The following is an 18666-nucleotide window of genomic DNA, read 5'->3' as shown; positions in this document are numbered from 1 at the left end:
CGTGCTGACCCACTTGCGGGACGCCGCCCGCTCCGACGGCGTCCCGCTCTCGCCAGGCCAGGAACGGCTCTGGTTCCTGGATCAGCTCAACCCCGGTGACGCCGCCTACAACGTCTACGTCTCGGAACGGCTGCGCGGACCGCTGGACGCCGCGGCGCTGGCCGGCGCGTTCGACGAGGTCGTGGCCAGGCACGAGGTGCTGCGCACCCGCTACCCGAGCGTGGAAGGCCGGCCGGTCCAGGTCGCCGAGGAGTCCGGCCCCGGCCTGGAGCGGGTCGACCTGTCCGGTGAGTCCGTGCCGGACCCGGTCGTTCGAGCGCGGGAGCTGGTGGCCGAGCTGACCAACCGGGGGTTCGACCTGGCGGCAGGGCCGGTGCTGCGCGCCGTCCTTCTCCGGCTGGCCGCCGGCGACCACGTGTTCTGCCTCGTCGTCCACCACATCGCGGTGGACGGCTGGTCACTGGGCGTACTCCGCGGCGAGCTGACCGCCCTGTACGAGGCGTTCGCTGCGGGGCTGCCCTCCCCGCTTCCGCCGCCCGCACTACAGTACGCCGAGTACGCCGTGGCCCGCCGCGAGGCCCTCGCCGAGGAGGACCTGGGCTACTGGCGGGCCAAGCTCGCCGATCCGCCGGTTCTCGCGCTGCCCACCGACCGCCCGCGTCCCCGGATCAGGACCGCGCGCGGCGCCTACGTCTCGCGGATCATTTCGGGGCCGCTGGCGGCCGAGGTGGCCGGGCTGGCCAGGCACGAGCGCTGCACGCTGTTCATGACGCTCACCGCGGCCTTCCAGGCACTGCTGGCCCGCCATACCGGGCAGGAGGACATCTGCCTGGGCACCCCGGTCGCGGCCAGGGACCGGCCCGAGCTGGAGGGAATGATCGGTTTCGTCGTCAACACGCTCGTGCTGCGGGGCGACCTGTCGGGCGATCCGACCTTCCGCGACCTGCTGCGCCGTACCCGCGCGATGGCGCTGGAGGCGTACCAGCGCCAGGACACGCCCTTCGACGTCCTGGTCAACGAGCTCGGGGTGGACCGGGACCTGTCGCGAACCCCGGTCTTCCAGGCCCAGCTGGTCCTGCACGGCCGGCACCAGGAGGGGCTACCGCTGCCCGGGATCACCACCGAGCTGTTCGAGGGCGGCTTCGCCCTGTCCAAGTTCGACCTCTCCCTGGAGATCGGACACGAGGGCGACGGGCTGCGGGCGCACCTCTCCTACAACGCGGACCTGTTCGAACCCGGCACCGCCGAACGGCTCGCCGCCCACTTCGAGAACCTCCTGCGCTGCGCGACCGGTGCCCCGGACACCCGGCTGTCGGAGCTGGAACTGCTCGATGAGGACGAGCGTGAGCTCATCCTGGAACGATGGAACGGCGGGGCCTCAGGCCGGGGCGCCGCCGAGGGGGTCACCACCCTGCACGGGCTCGTGGAGCGTGCCGCGGCCCGCTCACCGGAGGCCGTCGCGGTCGTCTTCGGCGCCACCGAGCTGACCTACGGTGAACTCGACTCTCGAGCCGACCGGCTCGCCCGGGTGCTGCGCGGTCACGGGGTCGGCAGGGACACCCGCGTCGCCGTCTGCCTGGAGCATTCCCCTGACCTGGCGGTGGCCGTGCTGGCCGTGCTCAAGGCGGGGGGCGCCTACCTGCCGCTCGACCCGGAGCAGCCCGCGGACCGGCTCGCCCACCTGGTTGCCGATTCGGGGGCGACGGTGCTGGTGACCGCTCCGGCGCTGACGGATCCGCTCCGCGCCCAGGTCACGGTTCTGCTCGATGGGGGCGAGGTCGTGGACCCCAAAGATCCCGCGGCTCTCGCGGATCCTCGGGAGCCCGGGGGAACGGGGCCGGACGACCTGGCCTACGTGATCTACACCTCGGGCTCGACCGGCCTGCCCAAGGGCGTCGCCGTGCAGCACAGGCAGGTCCTCAACTACCTCGCCGACGTGCGCGAGCGATTCGAGATCGTGGACGGCGCCCAGTACGCCCTGCTGCAGTCGCTCTCCTTCGACTTCGGAGTCACGATCTTCTACCTGGCCCTGGCTACGGGAGGATGCCTGCACCTCGTCCCGTCACGGATCTCCGGCCCTGACCTCGCCGACTACGCGGACCGGGTGGGGATCGACTACCTGAAAATCACCCCCTCACACCTGGGGGCGCTCACCGCCGAGGTCGACCCGCGCCGGATCCTGCCCCGCCGCATGCTCATCCTCGGTGGCGAGGGTTCGGCCTGGGAGTGGACCCGCGAGCTGGCTGCCCTCGGCGTCTGCCGGGTGGTCAACCACTACGGCCCCACCGAGGCGACCGTCGGCGTGACCACGTACGAGGTAGGGGCCGAGGACGACGTCCGGGGGCCGATCACCCCGATCGGGCGACCGCTCGGCCATGTCCGGGCCTACGTCCTGGACGCCGGCCTCAGGCCGGTGCCGATCGGCGTGGTCGGTGAGCTCTGCCTCGGCGGCGACCGGCTGGCACGCGGGTATCTCGGCCGCCCGGACCTGACCGCCGCCGCCTTCGTCCCCGATCCCTACGGCGAGCCGGGGGGCAGGCTCTACCGCACCGGTGACCTGGTACGCAGGCTACCCAGCGGCGACCTGGAGTTCCTGGGCCGCCGCGACCTCCAGGTCAAGATCCGCGGGTACCGGGTCGAGCTGGCCGAGGTCGACGAGGCACTCCGCGCCCTCCCCGGCGTCGCTCACGCGGTGGTGGACGCCCGCGGCCGGCCCGGGGCACTGGAACTGGTCGCCTACCTGGTCGCGGCGGGGACATCCGGGACATCCGGGACACCCGAGGCCGAGGGGGCCGGCCAGGCACCCGCCGGATCGGGCGTGGCCGAGCTGCGCGGGCGGCTGCGGACCGTGCTGCCCGACTACATGGTGCCGACCCGCTACGTCTGGCTGGAGCGGCTGCCGCTGAAGTCGCACGGAAAGGTCGACAGGGCCGCGCTCCCCGACCCCGGGGCGACCGGACCGGATCGGACCGGGGAGTTCGAGCCGCCCTCCGGGATGGTCGAGGAGGCCGTCGCGGCGGCGTTCGCGCAGGTGCTCGAGGTGGAACGGGTCGGTGCCGTGGACGACTTCTTCGACCTGGGCGGGCACTCGCTGCTCGCCGTGCGGGTGGTCGCCAGGCTCCGCCGGAGCCTGGACGGCATGCGGCCGATCAGTGTGATGGACCTGTTCGGCCATCCGAGCCCGCGAGCCCTGGCCGCCCTCGTCGAGTCGGACGACAGCGGGCCGCGCGGCCTGCTGTACGAGCTGACACCTTCGATCGCCACCCCCGAGCTGTCCCTGGTGTGCGTGCCGTACGGCGGCGGCAGTGCGGTGGTCTACCAGCCGCTCGCCGACGCCCTGCCCGCAGGGTGCGCGCTGCACGCGGTGGCGGTGCCCGGACACGACCTGGGGCTGGCCGAGGAGCCACGCCCGCTGGCCGAGGTTGCCGCCGAGTGCGTGACCGAGATCCTGGCCAAGGTGTCCGGGCCACTGGTGCTCTACGGTCACTGCGGGGTGGGCGGCGCGCTGACCGTCGAGATCGCCCGCCAGGTGGAGGCCGCGGGGCGTCCGCTTGAGGCGGTCTACCTCGGAGGGCTGTTCCCGTTCGCCCGGCCCACCCGCGGCGTGCTCGGTCGCTGGGCACGTCTCACCAGGCTGGAACGGCTGCGCGCCGATCGGGGCCAGGTGAACTGGCTGACCGGCATGGGGGCCGACCTGACCGGGCTGACCGAGGAGCAGCTGGCGTTCGTCGTGCGCAACATGCGGCACGACTCCCGCGAGGCGGAGGACTACTTCACCCGGCTGGTCGAGGAGGGGGCGGAACCGCTGAGGGCCCCGATCGTCTCGGTGGTCGGCGAGCGCGACCCCAGCACCGAGTTCCACCGCGAGCGCTACACCGAGTGGGGTTTCCTGTCGCCCCGTACCGCCCTCGCCGTGCTCGACGAGGGGGGCCACTACTTCCTCAAGTACCGGGCCGAGGAACTGGCCGAGATCGTCACCACGGTCCACCCGGCCCTCGTGGAACCTCCGGCGCCAGGGGCGGGGCCGCCGGAATCCACCAGCGGTACCTGGCGCCTCGCCGCCACCTCCGGCGCCCCGGACGCCCCGGTTGGCCTGGATCGCTCCAGCGGGGCGGGAGATGGGGAAGCGCCCGAACCGAGCCTGGCGCGATTCCTGACGATCGCGGTCGGGCAGTTGGTCACCATCGTGGGCGCCACGCTCACCGAGTTCGCGATTCCCATCTCCACCTACCTGGACGGCGGATCGCTCACCCGGTTCGCCGTGCTTCAGATGCTCGCGCTGATTCCCGGAATCCTGGTCGCCCCGCTGGCCGGAGCGATCGTGGACCGATCGAGCAGGCGGGCCGTCATGCTCGGCGGCAACGTCGCGGCGCTCGTCGTACAGCTGATCACCGGCATCCTGGTGTGGAGCGGCGGCCTGGAGGTCTGGCACCTGTACCCGTTGCTCACCGCCCTGTCCGTCGCGCTGACCTTCCAGCGACTGGCCTACATCTCGGCCATCCCGCAACTGGTCCCCAAACGCTATCTCGGGCATGCCAACGGGGTGGTCCAAGCGACCACAGGCGTGGCGCAGTTCATCGCGCCGCTTGGCGCGGTGGGACTGCTCGCGCTCACCGGGCTGGGAGGCATCCTGGTGCTCGACGTCGCCGGGTACGTCGCGGGGGTGATCGTGTTGCTCTGCGTCGCCTTTCCCGCGAGGCTGGCCGGTGAGCGCCACGAGTCCGTCGCGGCGGAGATCGCCGGGGGATTCCGGCTGCAGATGGGCCGGCCCGGCTTCCGGGCCATGCTGGTCTTCTTCGCGCTCTTCAACCTGGTGCTCTCCCCGGTGTTCCTGCTCTTCTCACCGCTGGTGCTCTCCTTCGGGACGCTCGGCGACGCCGGGTTCGTAGCACTGCTCGGCGGCGCGGGCGCGGTGACCGGCGGCCTGGTCATGAGCGTGTGGGGTGGACCGGCGCGCCGCCGGATGTTCGGCGTGCTGATGGGGACGCTGGCGCTGGCGGCCTGCTGCCTGGTGACCGGTGCGCACGAGTCGCTGCTGTTCGTCGGAGCCGGTGCGTTCGGGGTGTCCTGCTCGCTCGCGCTCGTCAACGGCGTCTACGCCACCATCGTCCAGGTCAAGGTGCCCCAGCGGTTCCACGGCCGGGTCTTCGCGCTCAACCAGATGGTCGCGCTGTCGACGATTCCGCTCGGCGTGGTCCTGATCGCGCCGTTCGGCGAGCGCCTGCTGGAGCCGATGTTCCTGCCGGGCGGCCTGCTGGCCGATACGGCGGGTGCGGTCATCGGGGTGGGGCCGGGCCGCGGCATCGCGTTCATGTACATCGTATGCGGCCTGCTGGTCGCACTGATCGTGGCCGGCGCGCTGCGCAGCCGGGCGCTTTCCCGTTTCGACGACGAGGTGCCGGACGCCGTGGCAGACGACCTCGTCGGTATCGAGGCCCTGAGCCGAAGGGCCGGACCGGACGCAAGAACGACGAGAAAGGAGCCGGTCCAGTGTCCCTGACCGTCCCCGCAGTCCACGTCAACTGGACCGGCCCGTACCGGGCCGGCCTCCGCCGCCATCGGGACCGGGCGCTGGAGAACGGCCCCTATGGGGTGCCGGTCGAGGAGATCCTCACCTGCGTGCACAGCGTCCATGCCTGGCGTACCTTCCACGGAGGCGTCGAACTGGTGACCGACGAGCTGGGAGCCTCCTACACCGCCGCGCAGGGGCTCGACGTGCTCTACGACCGGGTCGACACCCACCTGGACGAGTTGGACGCCCTTGACGTCGACCCGCTCCTGTACTTCGCGGCGGGCAAGAGCCATGCGGCCCTGTCGCGAGCCGCGCCGTTCGCCGTGGTCGACACCGACTTCTACCTGCGCCGACCCATCGACCACCTGGAGCGCGGGGGGTTCGTCTTCGCGCACTGGGAGTCGGTCGGCAACTCCGTCTACCCGCCGATCGAGGAGATCCCCAATCCCGCGGGCCTGGACCTGTCCCGCTGGACGTTCGACACCCCGGCCGCGAACATGGCCGTCTCGGTCTTTCTCGACGACCGGCACCGCGCCGAGTACGCCGAGGCGGCGATGGCGTTCATGACCGGCAACGCGGGCCCTTCGAGCACCGACCCGATCGTCCGCCAGACCTTCGCCGAGCAGCGCATCGCCCCCGCGGTCGCCCGCTCCCTCGGCGTGGACCCGCGCCCGGTCACCGAGCGCTTCTGGATCGTGGAGACCGAGGAGTGGGACGGGCCCTCCTACGCCGACCGGTTCCACCACACCTGGAATCAGAAGCGCCTGCTGCGCCAGTTCCCCGAGCTGCGTCCGGCCTACTGGCGCTACCTGCTGGAGGATCTGCTCTGGAACCACCCCTCCGCCGCCGAACTGCTCTTGTCTGTGCCCGCGCTCGAAGAGTGCGCCGACCTCATCCGGGCCGTCCGGCGCGACCTGGCCGCGCACGGCCCCACCGTCCTCGATTGGAAGAGGCCATGACCCCGTGCCGAGACCTGCTGGAGGAAGAATGACCGCGCAGAGCACAGAGACGGAGCTGGGCGCCCTGTGGCGTCAGGTGCTCCGTGTTTCCGAGGTGGCCCCGGGCGACAACTTCTTCGAGCTGGGCGGCGACTCCTTCAGGGCCGCCCAGCTGGCCTCCTTGATCGGTGACCGTTTGGGGGTGCTTGTCACCCCGGCCCTCGCCTTCGACCGGCCTGAACTGGGAGGACAGGCCCGCTGGATCGACGACGCCCGCGCCTCGGCCACCCCGGCCGCGGCCGCTCCGAAGACGGGCGAAGGAACGGTGCTCAGCACCCAGCAGGAGGAGTTCCTGCACTGGATGTTCGAGGGCGATCCGGTCCGCGACATAGGATCCTGCGCCACCGCGATCCGTATCCGTGACGCCCTCGACGTGCCGCTCCTCACCCGGGCACTGGAGGCGGTGATCGCCCGGCACGAGCCGCTGCGCACCGTCGTCACCGCGTCGGGGCAGGTCCTGGTCGCGGACGAGCTGCCTCCCGAGGTAGCCGAGGTCGCGGCCTCCGGTGACACGCCGTCGGAGCGCGAGCGCGACGCAGAGCGGATCGTCTGGCAGGAGCGCATGCGTCTGGACAGCGTGCTGCGCGGCCCGCTCGTCCGGGCGCTGGTGGTGCGGGTCAGCGAGGACGACCACGTGCTGGTTCTCGCCGTGCACCACTTCGCCTTCGACGGGTTCTCGCTGGGCGTCATGCTCAGGGAACTGGGTGTCGTCTACTCGGCGTTGCGAACCGGCCATCCCAGCCCGCTGCGCCCGCTGCCCATGACCTACGCCGACCACTGCGTCTTCGCCCGGGAGCAATGGCCGCGCAACCGGGCCTACTGGGACCGGGTCCTGGACGGCGCCCCCCGCGACCTCACGCCGTTCCCCGGTCGCCGGGACACCGCCCTGTTCTCCCGGCGCAGGCACGCCTTCGAGATCGACGCGGGGCTGGCCCGCGGTCTGCGGGAGACCGCCCAGGCGCGGGGCGCGACCACGTTCATGGCGGTGGCGGCATGCTGGACCTGGCTGCTTCGTCAGTGGACGGGGATGACGGATCTGGTGGTGATGTCACCCGTGCCGGGCCGTACCGCGCCCGAACATGAGGCGCTGATCGGCTGCCTGGTGCAGTCGCTCGTCCTGCGCTTCGACGCCTCGGGAGAGCCCGCCTACTCCGAGCTGCTCGACCGGGTCAGGGAGGTGTCGGTGGGGGCGGTGACGCACCAGTTCCACTCCTACCTGGAGACCAGGCTGAGGGTGCCGTTCCCCTCGAGGATCCACTACGAGAGCTTCGGCGCCCCGCACTTCCCCGGCCTGATGTCGGAGGCGTTCCCCTTCCCCCGCGAACAGGAGGGGCTCGACTGGGCGGCGAACCCGGGCGAACTCGACCTCAGCGCTCCCGAGCTGATCGTCGAGGAGCAGCGGGATGGCTCCTTGTTCGCCGCCGTGGTCTACAACCACTACGGGTACGATCCCGGGACAGCCGCCGAACTCGCCGGGGCCTTCCAGCGCTATGTCCGCATCGCGGTCGAGCACCCCGACGAGCCCCTCCCCGCGCTGGGGGCGGCCTAGCGGCGCTCGCGTGCTGCGCGGGCAGCAGCCGCCGGTAGGCGGGCCGGTGGCTCCGCCCCGACCGTGACGGACGCTCCTCCCGGCGGCTGGGCCGCCGGGAGCCACACCGTCGCCGACCTGTCAGGAGCCCGCAGTTGAAGCGAAAGTAACGGCTGGCTGTGGGTCCGTCCTTGGGATCGCTGACCAAACCCCGGGTGTGCGAAGATCTGCGCCTGACACACCCCGTGGTGACGGTGATGGAGCGTACCAGGATGAGATCGACGAGACGATGGGCCACTCCGGTGGCAGGGGCTTTCTTGGCGGGAGGCATACTCGTCGCACTACCCGAGGCCACCGTGGCGGCGGCGGGTACCGTTTACTACGTCGATTCCAGGGCGGGAGACGACGCCGCGGCAGGCACCTCGGCCGCGACGGCCTGGCGCAGCCTGGACAACGTGAACGCCGCCACCCTGGGCGCCGGTGACACCGTGCGTCTCAAGCGCGGCGGCAGCTGGCCGGGAGTGCTCACGCTGTCCGGCAGGGGTACCGCCGCCGCCCCCATCGTGGTCGAGCCCTACGGCAGGGGCACGGCTCCGAGGATCAGTGGCAGGGACGAGGACTGCGTGGTGATCACGGGTTCCTACGTGCGGGTCGTCGGGGTGAGGGCCGTCAACTGCCGGTGGGCCGGTTTCGAGGTCAGCGGCAACCGCAACGAGCTCGACCGCGTGATCGCCGAACGCAACATCACCGGCGTCCACCTCATGGGCAGGTACAACGTCGTCAAGAACAGCCTGCTGAGCGAGAACAACCGCATGAGCGTCAACACCGAGGGCGGCGACGACGACTCCGGCGCGTTCGGCGTGCTGCTCAACGGCGACGACAACCTCGTCACGGAAAACGTGATCACCGGTAGCTACGCCGCCAGCAAGGACTACGGCACCGACGGAGCTGCCGTCGAGGTGTTCAACGGCGACCGCAACCGGGTCACCCACAACATCGCCAGGAACAACGAGACCTTCGTCGAGCTCGGCGCGCAGAAGGGCAAAACCGCCGCGGACAACGTCTTCGCCCACAATGTGGTCACCTCCTCGCGCAGGGCAGCCTTCCTCGTCACCCGAGGCGCCCGCCACGCGGTCGGGCCGGTGAAGGGCACCGTCGCGGTGCACAACTCGGTCTACCTGCCCGCACGTAAAACCCTCGGCTGGATCTGTCACGACGGCTGCTCCCCGGGAATCCTGAAGCTGCGCAACAACATCATCGTGGTCGGCGGCGAGGTGGGCTTCGAGGACGGCAAGGGGGCCGACGAGGACGCGGGCGTCTACAAGGGCCGCTCCCGCAAGTTCAAGCTCGGCCCCCGATCGATCATGGCCGATCCGCGTTTCAGGAGCCGGACGGACCTGCGCCTGCGCCCCGGTTCCCCGGCGCTCGGCCGCGGTGTCAAGCTCGGCCCCGACTGGTACGGGGGCACGGGGCTCGCCCGTGACCTCTCCGGCGCCGCGCTGTCCGCGTCTCCCGCCGCCGGGGCCTATCAGTCCTGACTTATACCCATTTCAGGTCTTATTTTGGACATCTCCCTGGAACCTCCGTGAAACCTGGCTAGGACAGTCTGGTGCGCAGAGTGAGGTGATCGGCATGATGTTGCGGCTACGCGTTTCCTTCCCCGACAGGCCAGGCGCCCTGGGGCAGGCGGCCCGGGTGCTCGGCACGCTGGGCGCGGACATTCTCCAGGTGACGGTGCTGGAACGTGAACTCGGCCGGGCGATGGACGACTTCACCGTCTCCTGGCCCGGCACCGTGGACGCGGAGACGGTGCGGGACCGCCTCTCCGGCGTCCCCGGGATGCGCGTCGAGGGCGTCTGGCCCACCCGGGAGATTCCCGGCGCCGCCCCCGACTACGACCTGCTGAAGCATGTCGCCGCCGATCCGGGCAGAGCCTTCGCCGCCCTCGTGGACGCCGTGCCCGACCTGGTGAGCGCCGATTGGGCGGTGATCGTGTCGCCGGAGAGCGGAGAGCTCCTGCACCGCAGCTGGCAGGCACCCGAGGCATTCGACGAGGGGAGCGGTCTCGTCGGTGTCAAGGTGACCGATCTCGCCACGCTGAGGCCCGCCGTCCTCGGCTCGGGGCGGCACCAGCTGATGAGCCTGCCGGTGCCTGGGACGAGCCGGCACCTGATCCTGGCCAGGGCCGACGGCCCGCCCTTCCACCGCGCGGAGCTGGACCGTGCCATGCGTGTCCTGGAGATCGTCTCCATCATGGGACGTACTCCTTGAGTGCCAGCGTTTCCGATATGTCGGTTATGGGGTAGGAAGACGAGGAGTGGCCTGATGCCACTCCCGTGACCGGGCATTCCCGCCCATCGTGCCCCGTCCCGCCCGTCGCGGGCCGGCTCCCCGGCGAGGCGATGGTCGCCGCCCACACCCGCATCAGCTCTCCCCCCGACAGACGCCGCAGGTCGTATCGGTACCGGGCCCTCGCGGGTCCGGGAGGAGGGCAGCCTGATGCCTAAGCGCCATCACGTCGTGACGACGAGCCTGCTCGGGCTCTGTCTGGGGGTGAGTACGGCCTGCGGGAGCGGGGGACCGGTCGCCGTGGACGCCGCCCCCGCGCGGGGCCTGGAGACGGTGCGAAGCCCCGGTCCCGGGCAGGGCGCGACCCCCGGTGCCACCGCCACGCGAAGCCCCGCATCCGTGCCCGAAGGATTCAAGCTGATCGGAGGGCCCGCCAACGGCGTCGTCGTCGCGGTCCCCAAGGACTGGGTCGCGCTCGACCTGGCCAAGGACGACCTCGACAAAGGACTGAGGAACAGCGGCCTGTCGGGGCCCATGCTGGAGCAGGCCAAGGAGAGCCTGCAGACCCTGGTCGACAACAAGGGCCTCTGGGCCTCGGGCGGCGCCTCGGCCGGGCCCTCCGCGAACGGATTTCCCACCAACCTCAACGCCTTCTGCCAGGCCGGCCGGCAGATCTCGACGGAGCAGCTGATCAAGGAGACCAGAACCCAGCTCGAACAGCTCGGCGCCAAGGTCGTCGAGGCGAGGAGGGTGCCGATCGGCTCCAAGGAGGCGGCACGGCTCGTCTACTCGTTCGAGACCAACGGCGTCCACATCCGGGGCACCCAGTACTACGTGCCCGCCGAGGACAAGACCTGCATCGTCACGCTCAGCACCGACACCGAGGGCGAGCAGGCGCTGTTCGACCGGATCGGCGAGACGATCAGGACGGTCTGACCGGCGCCCCCGCCCGTACGACCGCCGCCACGACGGTGCCGGGGTGGTGCCGGGGTGGGTGTCGTCTCAGCGCTGCGGCGGGTCGATGCGGGCGCCGTCCATGGTGAAGAGCATCAGGCGGGTGACGTCGACCCCCACCCTGGCGGGCTCTCCCGCCCGCCAGACCGGCCGGGAGCCCAGACGGACGATGAGGTCGGCCCGGCGGTGGCCGCCGGAGCGCTCCTGCTCCTGCTCCGGCTGGGGCTCGTCCTCGTCGAACATGGCACTGGGCATCAGCCTCCGCAACACCGAACGGACCCGCCCGCCGACGAGGGGGACGCCCATGCCGTTCATCTTCTGCCGGGGGTCGGGAGGCTCGGGGACGGTCACGGAGGTGAGCCCGCTCTCGACGTAGGCGAGCCACTCGTGGCCGTGGTACTCCAGGGCGCGGACGCGGCCGAGGAAGGTCGGTCCCTCGAAGCTGTCGGGGACCGGGGCCAGGCAGTCGGGACGCAGGCCGACGATGATCTGGCGGCCCACGTGCTGTGAGATGACGTACGCCCTGGGATCGGTCCAGGGGATCATGATCTGGTGCGGGCCGAAGTCCAGCAGGATGAACTGGTTCTGCGGGGTGCGGACGGTGGCCGCGAGCAGGTTGATCTGCTGGGAGCTGAGGAAGGCCGCGGTGAAGGCGGTCGCCGGGTCGTTGTAGACCTGTGCGGGGGTGCCGACGTCCTGCAGGACGCCGCGGTTCATGATGGCGATCCGGTCGGCCAGGGTGAGGGCCTCGACCTGGTCGTGCGTCACGTAGATCGTGGTCACTCCGAGGGAGCGGACCAGCGACGAGATCTCCATCCGGAGCTCGGTGCGCATGCCCGTGTCCAGGTTGGAGAGCGGCTCGTCCATCAGGAAGAGGGAGGGCTGACGGACGATCGCGCGGCCCATCGCCACCCGCTGGCGCTGGCCGCCGGAGAGCGTTCCAGGACGCCGCTCCAGGGTCTCGTCGATGTGCAACGCCTTGGACAGCTCCGTCACCCGCTCCTTCACCAGCGAGGGGTCGGCCTTGGCTATCTCCAGGGGGAAGGAGAGGTTGCCGCGTACCGTCCGGTGCGGGTAGAGCGCACCGTTCTGGAACACCATCGCCACGTCGCGGTCGCGGGGAGCCAGATCGTTGGCGAGCGTGCCGCCCAGCCACAGGTCTCCCTCGGTGACCTCCTCCAGGCCCGCGATCATCCGGAGCAGGGTGGATTTACCGCAGCCCGAAGGGCCAAGCAGCACGAGAAACTCCCCGTTCTCGGCCCGCAGGCTCATGCGGTCGATCGCGAGGTATCCGCCCGGGTATACCTTGCTCACGTTGTCGAGAACGACGGTACTCATGCGCGCTCGTTCCTCCCGGGCGCCCCCGCCCGGATCCCAGCTGTGTGATTGATGAGGTAGTACATCGCGACACTTACCCGCGTGTCCATAGATGTCGTTAGAAATCGCTCATCTGTTAGTTACTTCTCCGCTCCCCGACGTGACGACCAGCAGTGACAGGGAGCCCTGACCAGACCGCCAGACGAGGGTTGAAATGTTACAGTTTGCGAAAAGTTGCAGAAACGAATTTCATGGAGGGTGCCGGACGCCGATCGGTTCGCGCCCGGTTCAGCCGCATGGTGGGGTGACTTCCTGATGGACGATGAGCTCCCTCAGAACTCGCGATCCCGCTCCGACGGGACGACGATACGGCTGGCCGACATCGCCGCGCAGGCCGGGGTGAGCGAGGCCACGGTCAGCCGGGTGCTCAACGGCAAACCCAGTGTCTCGCAGTCGACCAGGCAGGCGGTGCTGACGGCTCTGGACCTGATGGGGTACGAGCGCCCCCAGCGGCTGCGCCAGCGCAGCAACGGGCTGATCGGCCTGGTCACCCCCGAGCTGGACAACCCGATCTTCCCCGCCTTCGCCCAGGCCATCGAGAAGGCGCTCACCCAGCACGGCTACACCCCGGTGCTGTGCACCCAGCTGCCCGGAGGAGCCCCCGAGGACGAGTTCACCGAACTCCTGATGGACCGCGGGGTGAGCGGCATCGTCTTCGTCTCCGGGCTGCACGCCGACACCACGGCGAAGATGGACCGTTACAGCCGCCTGATCGAACGCGGACTGCCGATCGTCCTGCTCGACGGCTACAGCGAGCGCGTCGAGGCCCCGTTCATCTCCCCGGACGACCGGGCCGCGGCCCGGCTGGCCGTGCAGCATCTGGCCGACCTCGGGCATGAGCGCATCGGTCTCGCCGTGGGTCCGCGCAGGTTCGTGCCGGTGATCAGGAAGATCGAGGGGTATCGGCAGGCGATGTCGCAGTTGTTGGGGGTGACGGAGGTCGACGAGTGGATCTCGCATTCGTTGTTCTCGGTGGAGGGTGGTCAGGCGGCGGCGGCGCAGTTGCTGGCGCGGGGGTGTACGGGGATCGTGTGCGCGTCGGATCTGATGGCGTTGGGGGCGATCCGGGCGTGCCGGGATCGGGGGTTGTCGGTGCCGGGGGAGGTGTCGGTGGTGGGGTTCGACGACTCGCCGTTGATCGCGTTCACCGATCCGCCGCTCACCACCGTGCGCAAGCCCATCGGCGCGATGGCCTCGGCGGCGGTGGCGACCCTCCTGGAGGAGATCAACGGCGTCCGCGCCAAACACGTCGAGCTGATGTTCCAGCCCGAACTCGTCGTCCGCCGCTCCACCGGCTCGGGCCCCCTGGTCAAGGGAACACGTTGAACACGGTGAACACGGTGAACGCTGTCCACGACGTCGTCGTCATCGGCGGTACCGGCGTCGACACCACCGCCTACGTGCCCTCGCTCCCCCTGCCGTACGCCGACACCTACCCGGTCCCCCCGGTGATCGACCGGATCGGCAACACCGGCAGCGGTGTCGCCCTCGGCTGTCACGCGCTCGGGCTGAGGGTGAAGCTGGTCGACCTGATCGGCGACGACCCGCAGGGCAGGTTCATCCGGGCCCACTTCGAGGAGAAGGGGGTGGACACCGGCTGGGCGCTCGCCCCGCAGGGGACCCGGCGCAGCGTCCTGCTCGTCTGCCCGGACGGGCGGCGCACCTCGCTGTTCGACCCGCGCGCCGCGGCGGGCGAGCGACTGCCCAGGGAGCTCTACCTGGACGCGGTCCGCGCGGCCCGGCACGTCCACGTGTCGATCACCGACTTCTCCCGGCACGTCTACCCCGACCTGTGCGACGGGTCCGGCCCGCGTACCGCTCCCAAGCCGGTCCGCGGCACCGGGACGGGAGCCGGACCGGCGGCGGGGATCACCCTGGGCACCGGGTCGGTCTCCACCGACCTGCACGACTGGGACGGCGAGAACGACCACCACAGGGACTTCGCCTACTCCTCCGACCTGGTCTTCCTGTCGGCCACCGCACTCGGCCCGCGCCGCGACGAGGTCATGCGCGACATCCTGGCGCGCGGCAGGGCGAGGGCCGTGGTCTGCACGGAGGGCGCCGAGGGCTGCCACGTCCTGGACGCGGACGGACCGCGCGCCTTCCCCGCCGCACCCCTGCCGGGCCCGGTGGCCGACAGCAACGGCGCCGGGGACGCGTTCGTCTCGGGGGTCCTGTACGGGCTGCTCTCCGGCCGCTCCCTCGACGACTCCATCCCGCTCGGCGCCGTCGCCGGAGCCCACGCCTGCACGTCGGAGGGCACCCACGAGAACCCCATCACCGAGCCGGACCTCCTCGGCCGCGCGGGAGCGCTCGGTGACGGAGCTCAGGTGTCGCGACAAGTTCGCTGACCTCCTCGGCCGGACAGGGAAGCCGGTCCCCGTGAGGCCGCGCGAGCGGCCCGGCGGGGAGTCGCCCCCCGCCGGCGGCACGGGAGTCGTCCCCACGCCCTGACGTTCAGCCCTCGCGCAGGTCGTCGAGGAGCGCGGTCACGCGCTCACGGTAGGCGGCCACGTTGCGCAGCTTCACGTGCTCGTACCCCCTCACCATGGCGGGCAGCTCCGCGAGCTCGCGGACCCGCTCCTCGGTCGCCGGGCGCAGGTGGTCCAGCGCCCGGTGCACGTCGCGGGTGTACTCGGCGACGAGCTCCCGCTCCGTCGCGCGCACCCCGCCCAGGCCGAACGGGTCCAGCCGGGTGCCGCGCAGCACGCGCATGCCGTACAGCAGGCGGAAGGCCGGGTCGAACCAGGGGCCGAGGCGGAGCTTGCGCCGCATGCCCAGGGCGCGCAGGAACGGCGGGTGCAGGTTGTAGGAGACCTTCGCGCCCTCTCCGAACTCGGCGGCGATCCGTGCCCGCTCGGCCGGGTCGAGGTGCAGGCGCGCCACCTCGTACTCGTCCTTGTACGCCATCAGCCGGTGCAGCTGCCTGGCGTAGGCCTCGGTGACGGCGGTGCCGTCCGGAAAGACCTCGCGCTCCCTGGCGAGGACCGCGCGGACGGCGTCGACGTATCCGGCGGCGTAGCGCGCGTTCTGGTACGCGACGAGGTCGGGGACCCGGACGGTGAGGATCCGGTGCAGCTCGCCGCCGGGTTCGGCGACCGCGTCGACCAGCTGTGCCGCCGACCTGTCGGGGAGCGGCGCGGCGGGGACGGCGGGGCGGGTCACCGCCGCCACGGCCTCGGGGGCGGCGACCACCGCGCGGCCCCAGTGGAAGGCGGCGACGGTCCGCTCGGCGGCCCTGCCTCCGCCCGCGCGGATGGCCCGCTCGACCGACTCCAGGCCGAGCGGGATGAGCCCGCGCTGCCAGGCGGCCCCGACGATGATCGTGTTGGCCGGCATGTGGTCGCCGAACAGTGCCTGGGCCAGCTCCTCGGCGTCGAGGTAGACGTTCAGCTCGCGCCGGGTCCGCGACTCCAGCGCGGCGATCGGCGAGCCGGGGTCGGTCAGGTGGGTGGACGGGTCGAGCACCATCGAACCGGTCGGCACCAGGCTGGTGGAGACCACCGCCACGGTACGGTCACGATCGGCGGCGGCCAGGTGGGCGGGGTCGGTGGCGCCGATCAGGTCCAGCGCCAGGTAGGCGTCCACGCTGGCCGCCCCGCCCCGCGCCGAGCGCTCACCGTCACCGTCGAAGATGAGGATGTCGGAGACGACCGTGCCGCCCTTCTGGGCGAGGCCGGTCTGGTCGAGTCCTCGCGAGCGCCTGCCGTCGAGCATCGCGGCGGTGCCGAGGATCTGCGCGACCGACACCACGCCGGTGCCGCCGATGCCGACCAGCCTGATCGAGGCGTCCCCGGTGCGCGCCTCGGGGAGGGGCATGTCCGGCGGCGCGGGCACTGATGCGCGCCCGCGGGAGGCGGCCTTCCTCGTGGCGGGCAGCACGGTCAGGAAGGACGGGCAGTCGCCCTCCACGCACGAGTAGTCCTTGTTGCAGGACGACTGGTGGATCTCGGTCTTGCGGCCGAACTCGGTCTCCACCGGCAGCACGGACAGGCACTCGGACTTCTGTCCGCAGTCGCCGCAGCCCTCGCAGACGCGCTGGTTGATCGCGACCCGCCTGACGGGGTCGGGCAGGTCGCCCTTCTTGCGCAGCCGCCGTTTCTCGGCCGCGCACTGCTGGTCGTGGACGAGGACGGTCACCCCGGGGATCGCGGCCAGCTCGCGCTGGGCGTCCTCCAGTGCCGTCCTGTCGCGGACCTCGGCGATGCCCGCGAGCCTGACCCCCCGGTAGCGTTCCGGCTCGTCGGTGGTGACGACGATCCTGCGCACCCCCTCGGCCTCCAGCCAGCGGGTCAGGTCGGGCACCGACAGGGCCGGGGTGATCGTCTGGCCGCCGGTCATCGCGACCGCGCTGTTGTAGAGCAGCTTGTAGGTGATGTTCACGCCCGCTCCGACCGCGGCCCGCACCGCGAGCGAGCCGCTGTGGTGGAAGGTGCCGTCGCCGAGGTTCTGGAAGATGTGCGGGGTGTCGGTGAACGGTGCCTGGCCGATCCACTGCGCCCCCTCGCCGCCCATCTGGGTCAGGCCGGTGAGCGTGCCCTTGCCCTCGCGGTTGAGCACCACCATCGTGTGGCAGCCGATCCCGGCGCCGACGGGCGCGTCGTCGGGGACGGCGGTGGAGCGGTTGTGCGGGCAGCCCGAGCAGAAGAAGGGGGTGCGCTTGGGCGCGAGCAGTGTGAGCGGTGCCGGGCGCGAGATGACGGAGAGCCCCTTCGCCACCCGTTCGCCGAGGTCGGTCAGCCCCCTGCGGCGCAGCCGGAAGGCGACGGCCTTGGCGGCCAGGTCGGCGTCGACCGCGCCGTGCGGGGGAATGAGCCGCGCGCCGTTCTCGTCGAGCTTGCCCAGCACGCGCGGGGCGTCGGCGGTCCCGTACAGGATGTCCTTGATCGAGGTCTCCAGCAGCGGGGCCTTCTCCTCCACGACGAGGATCTCCGACAGTCCTCGGGCGAAGGTCCGGACGATCTCGGGGTCCAGCGGCCAGAGCATGCCGATCTTCAGGAGGCGGACACCGGCCTCCTCCGGTGTGACGCCGAGCTTGCGGAAGCCCTCGCGGACGTCGTGGTAGGCGGTTCCGGAGGCGACGATGCCCAGCCAGGCGTCGCGGGGATCGGCGGTGACGCGGTTGAGCCCGTTCTCGCGGGCGTAGGCGCGGGCCAGGTCGAGGCGGGGGCCGACGAGCGTGCGCTCCATCTCCAGCGACCACGGGGTGAGCAGGGTGGCGTCGGGCACGTGCCGGTACGGCCTGCCCTCGTACTCGACGACGGGCGTGACCGGGACGACCCGGTCACGCCCGACGTCCACGGTGCCGGTGGCGTCCACGACGTTGGAGACGGCCTTCACCGCGACCCACAGGCCGCTGGCCCGGGACGCCGCGATCGCGTGGCGTCCCAGGTCGAGCAGCTCCTGGACGCTGCCGGGATGGACGATCGGCATGCCCAGCGTGGCGAGTGTGCCCTCGGTCGCCGAGGGGAGGGTGGAGGACTTGCAGGTGGGGTCGTCGCCGCAGAGCGCGATCAGGCCGCCCTCGGGGTGGGCGCCGACGAAGTTGCCGTGCCGGAACGCGTCGGCCGCGCGGTCGACACCGGGCGCCTTGCCGTACCAGACGCCCAGCACGCCGGAGGTGCGCGGACGGGGAAGCGCGGGCACGAGCTGGCTGCCCCAGACGGCGGTGGCGCCGAGTTCCTCGTTCTGCCCCGGGCGGTGCACGACGCCGAGCGGCTCGGCGTGCCGGTGGGAGCGGGCCAGCTCCTGGTCGAAGCCACCGAGCGGGGAGCCGGGGTAGCCGGACACCATCGCGCCGGTACGCAGGCCCGCGGCCCTGTCGGCGCGCATCTGGTCGAGGATGACCCGCACCAGGGCCTGGGTGCCGGTCATGAAGACCTGGCTCTCGTCGAGCAGGTAGCGGTCGTCGGGGGAGATCTCACGGGCGTCTGCGAAGATCGTCATGGTTTGTCGTCCCGTCGTCGGCGCTCCTGCAGTGCCGCAAGGTTATGCCAGGTAGAACAAAA

At 71.3% G+C, this 18666-nt stretch carries 10 protein-coding genes; 8 read left to right on the top strand and 2 right to left on the bottom strand.

Annotated elements, in window-relative coordinates; genetic code table 11:
• Nucleotide 1 precedes the first annotated feature (1 nt).
• From ACFY3V_RS29870 to ACFY3V_RS29845, 6 genes are all read left to right on the top strand, one after another.
• Nucleotides 2-5500 (top strand): amino acid adenylation domain-containing protein, encoded by a 5499-nt coding sequence (locus tag ACFY3V_RS29870; protein WP_389778142.1) that lies wholly within the window; start codon nt 2-4, stop codon nt 5498-5500.
• Complete coding sequence (locus ACFY3V_RS29865; protein ID WP_362896956.1) at nt 5491-6471, top strand: DUF6734 family protein; 981 nt, start codon at nt 5491-5493, stop codon at nt 6469-6471. The genes ACFY3V_RS29870 and ACFY3V_RS29865 overlap by 10 nt, the downstream gene beginning before the upstream one ends.
• A 28-nt stretch (nt 6472-6499) precedes the next feature.
• A complete protein-coding gene (locus ACFY3V_RS29860; RefSeq protein ID WP_362896955.1) occupies nt 6500-8059 on the top strand; it encodes a condensation domain-containing protein in 1560 nt (519 codons plus the stop codon).
• Nucleotides 8060-8355: 296 nt separating this feature from the next.
• A complete protein-coding gene (locus ACFY3V_RS29855) occupies nt 8356-9576 on the top strand; it encodes a hypothetical protein (protein WP_389778139.1) in 1221 nt (406 codons plus the stop codon).
• A 94-nt stretch (nt 9577-9670) separates the two neighbouring features.
• Nucleotides 9671-10309: an amino acid-binding protein gene (locus ACFY3V_RS29850; RefSeq protein WP_389778137.1), complete on the top strand. Its 639-nt coding sequence runs from the start codon at nt 9671-9673 to the stop codon at nt 10307-10309.
• Between the two features lie 228 nt (nt 10310-10537).
• Entirely contained in the window at nt 10538-11263 is a 726-nt protein-coding gene (locus tag ACFY3V_RS29845; protein WP_362896952.1) for a hypothetical protein, read from the top strand.
• A gap of 66 nt (nt 11264-11329) precedes the next feature.
• Here ACFY3V_RS29845 and ACFY3V_RS29840 read toward each other — a convergent pair whose 3' ends face one another.
• A complete protein-coding gene (locus ACFY3V_RS29840; protein ID WP_350949274.1) occupies nt 11330-12619 on the bottom strand; it encodes an ATP-binding cassette domain-containing protein in 1290 nt (429 codons plus the stop codon).
• Nucleotides 12620-12913: 294 nt separating this feature from the next.
• Here ACFY3V_RS29840 and ACFY3V_RS29835 point away from each other — a divergent pair, with 294 nt between their 5' ends.
• Together ACFY3V_RS29835 and ACFY3V_RS29830 are read left to right on the top strand one after the other, a co-directional pair.
• Nucleotides 12914-13984: a LacI family DNA-binding transcriptional regulator gene (locus tag ACFY3V_RS29835; protein ID WP_362896951.1), complete on the top strand. Its 1071-nt coding sequence runs from the start codon at nt 12914-12916 to the stop codon at nt 13982-13984.
• A gap of 14 nt (nt 13985-13998) precedes the next feature.
• A complete protein-coding gene (locus ACFY3V_RS29830; protein ID WP_389778133.1) occupies nt 13999-15009 on the top strand; it encodes a carbohydrate kinase family protein in 1011 nt (336 codons plus the stop codon).
• A 106-nt stretch (nt 15010-15115) separates the two neighbouring features.
• On the opposite strand, the gene ACFY3V_RS29825 is transcribed toward ACFY3V_RS29830, so the two are convergent.
• A complete protein-coding gene (locus ACFY3V_RS29825; RefSeq protein ID WP_362896949.1) occupies nt 15116-18604 on the bottom strand; it encodes an indolepyruvate ferredoxin oxidoreductase family protein in 3489 nt (1162 codons plus the stop codon).
• Between the last annotated feature and the right edge of the window lie 62 nt (nt 18605-18666).

The sequence above is a fragment of the Streptosporangium sp. NPDC000095 genome (assembly GCF_042899335.1).
Classification (GTDB): Bacteria; Actinomycetota; Actinomycetes; order Streptosporangiales; family Streptosporangiaceae; genus Streptosporangium.
This window is presented reverse-complemented; position numbering and strand designations above follow the sequence as displayed.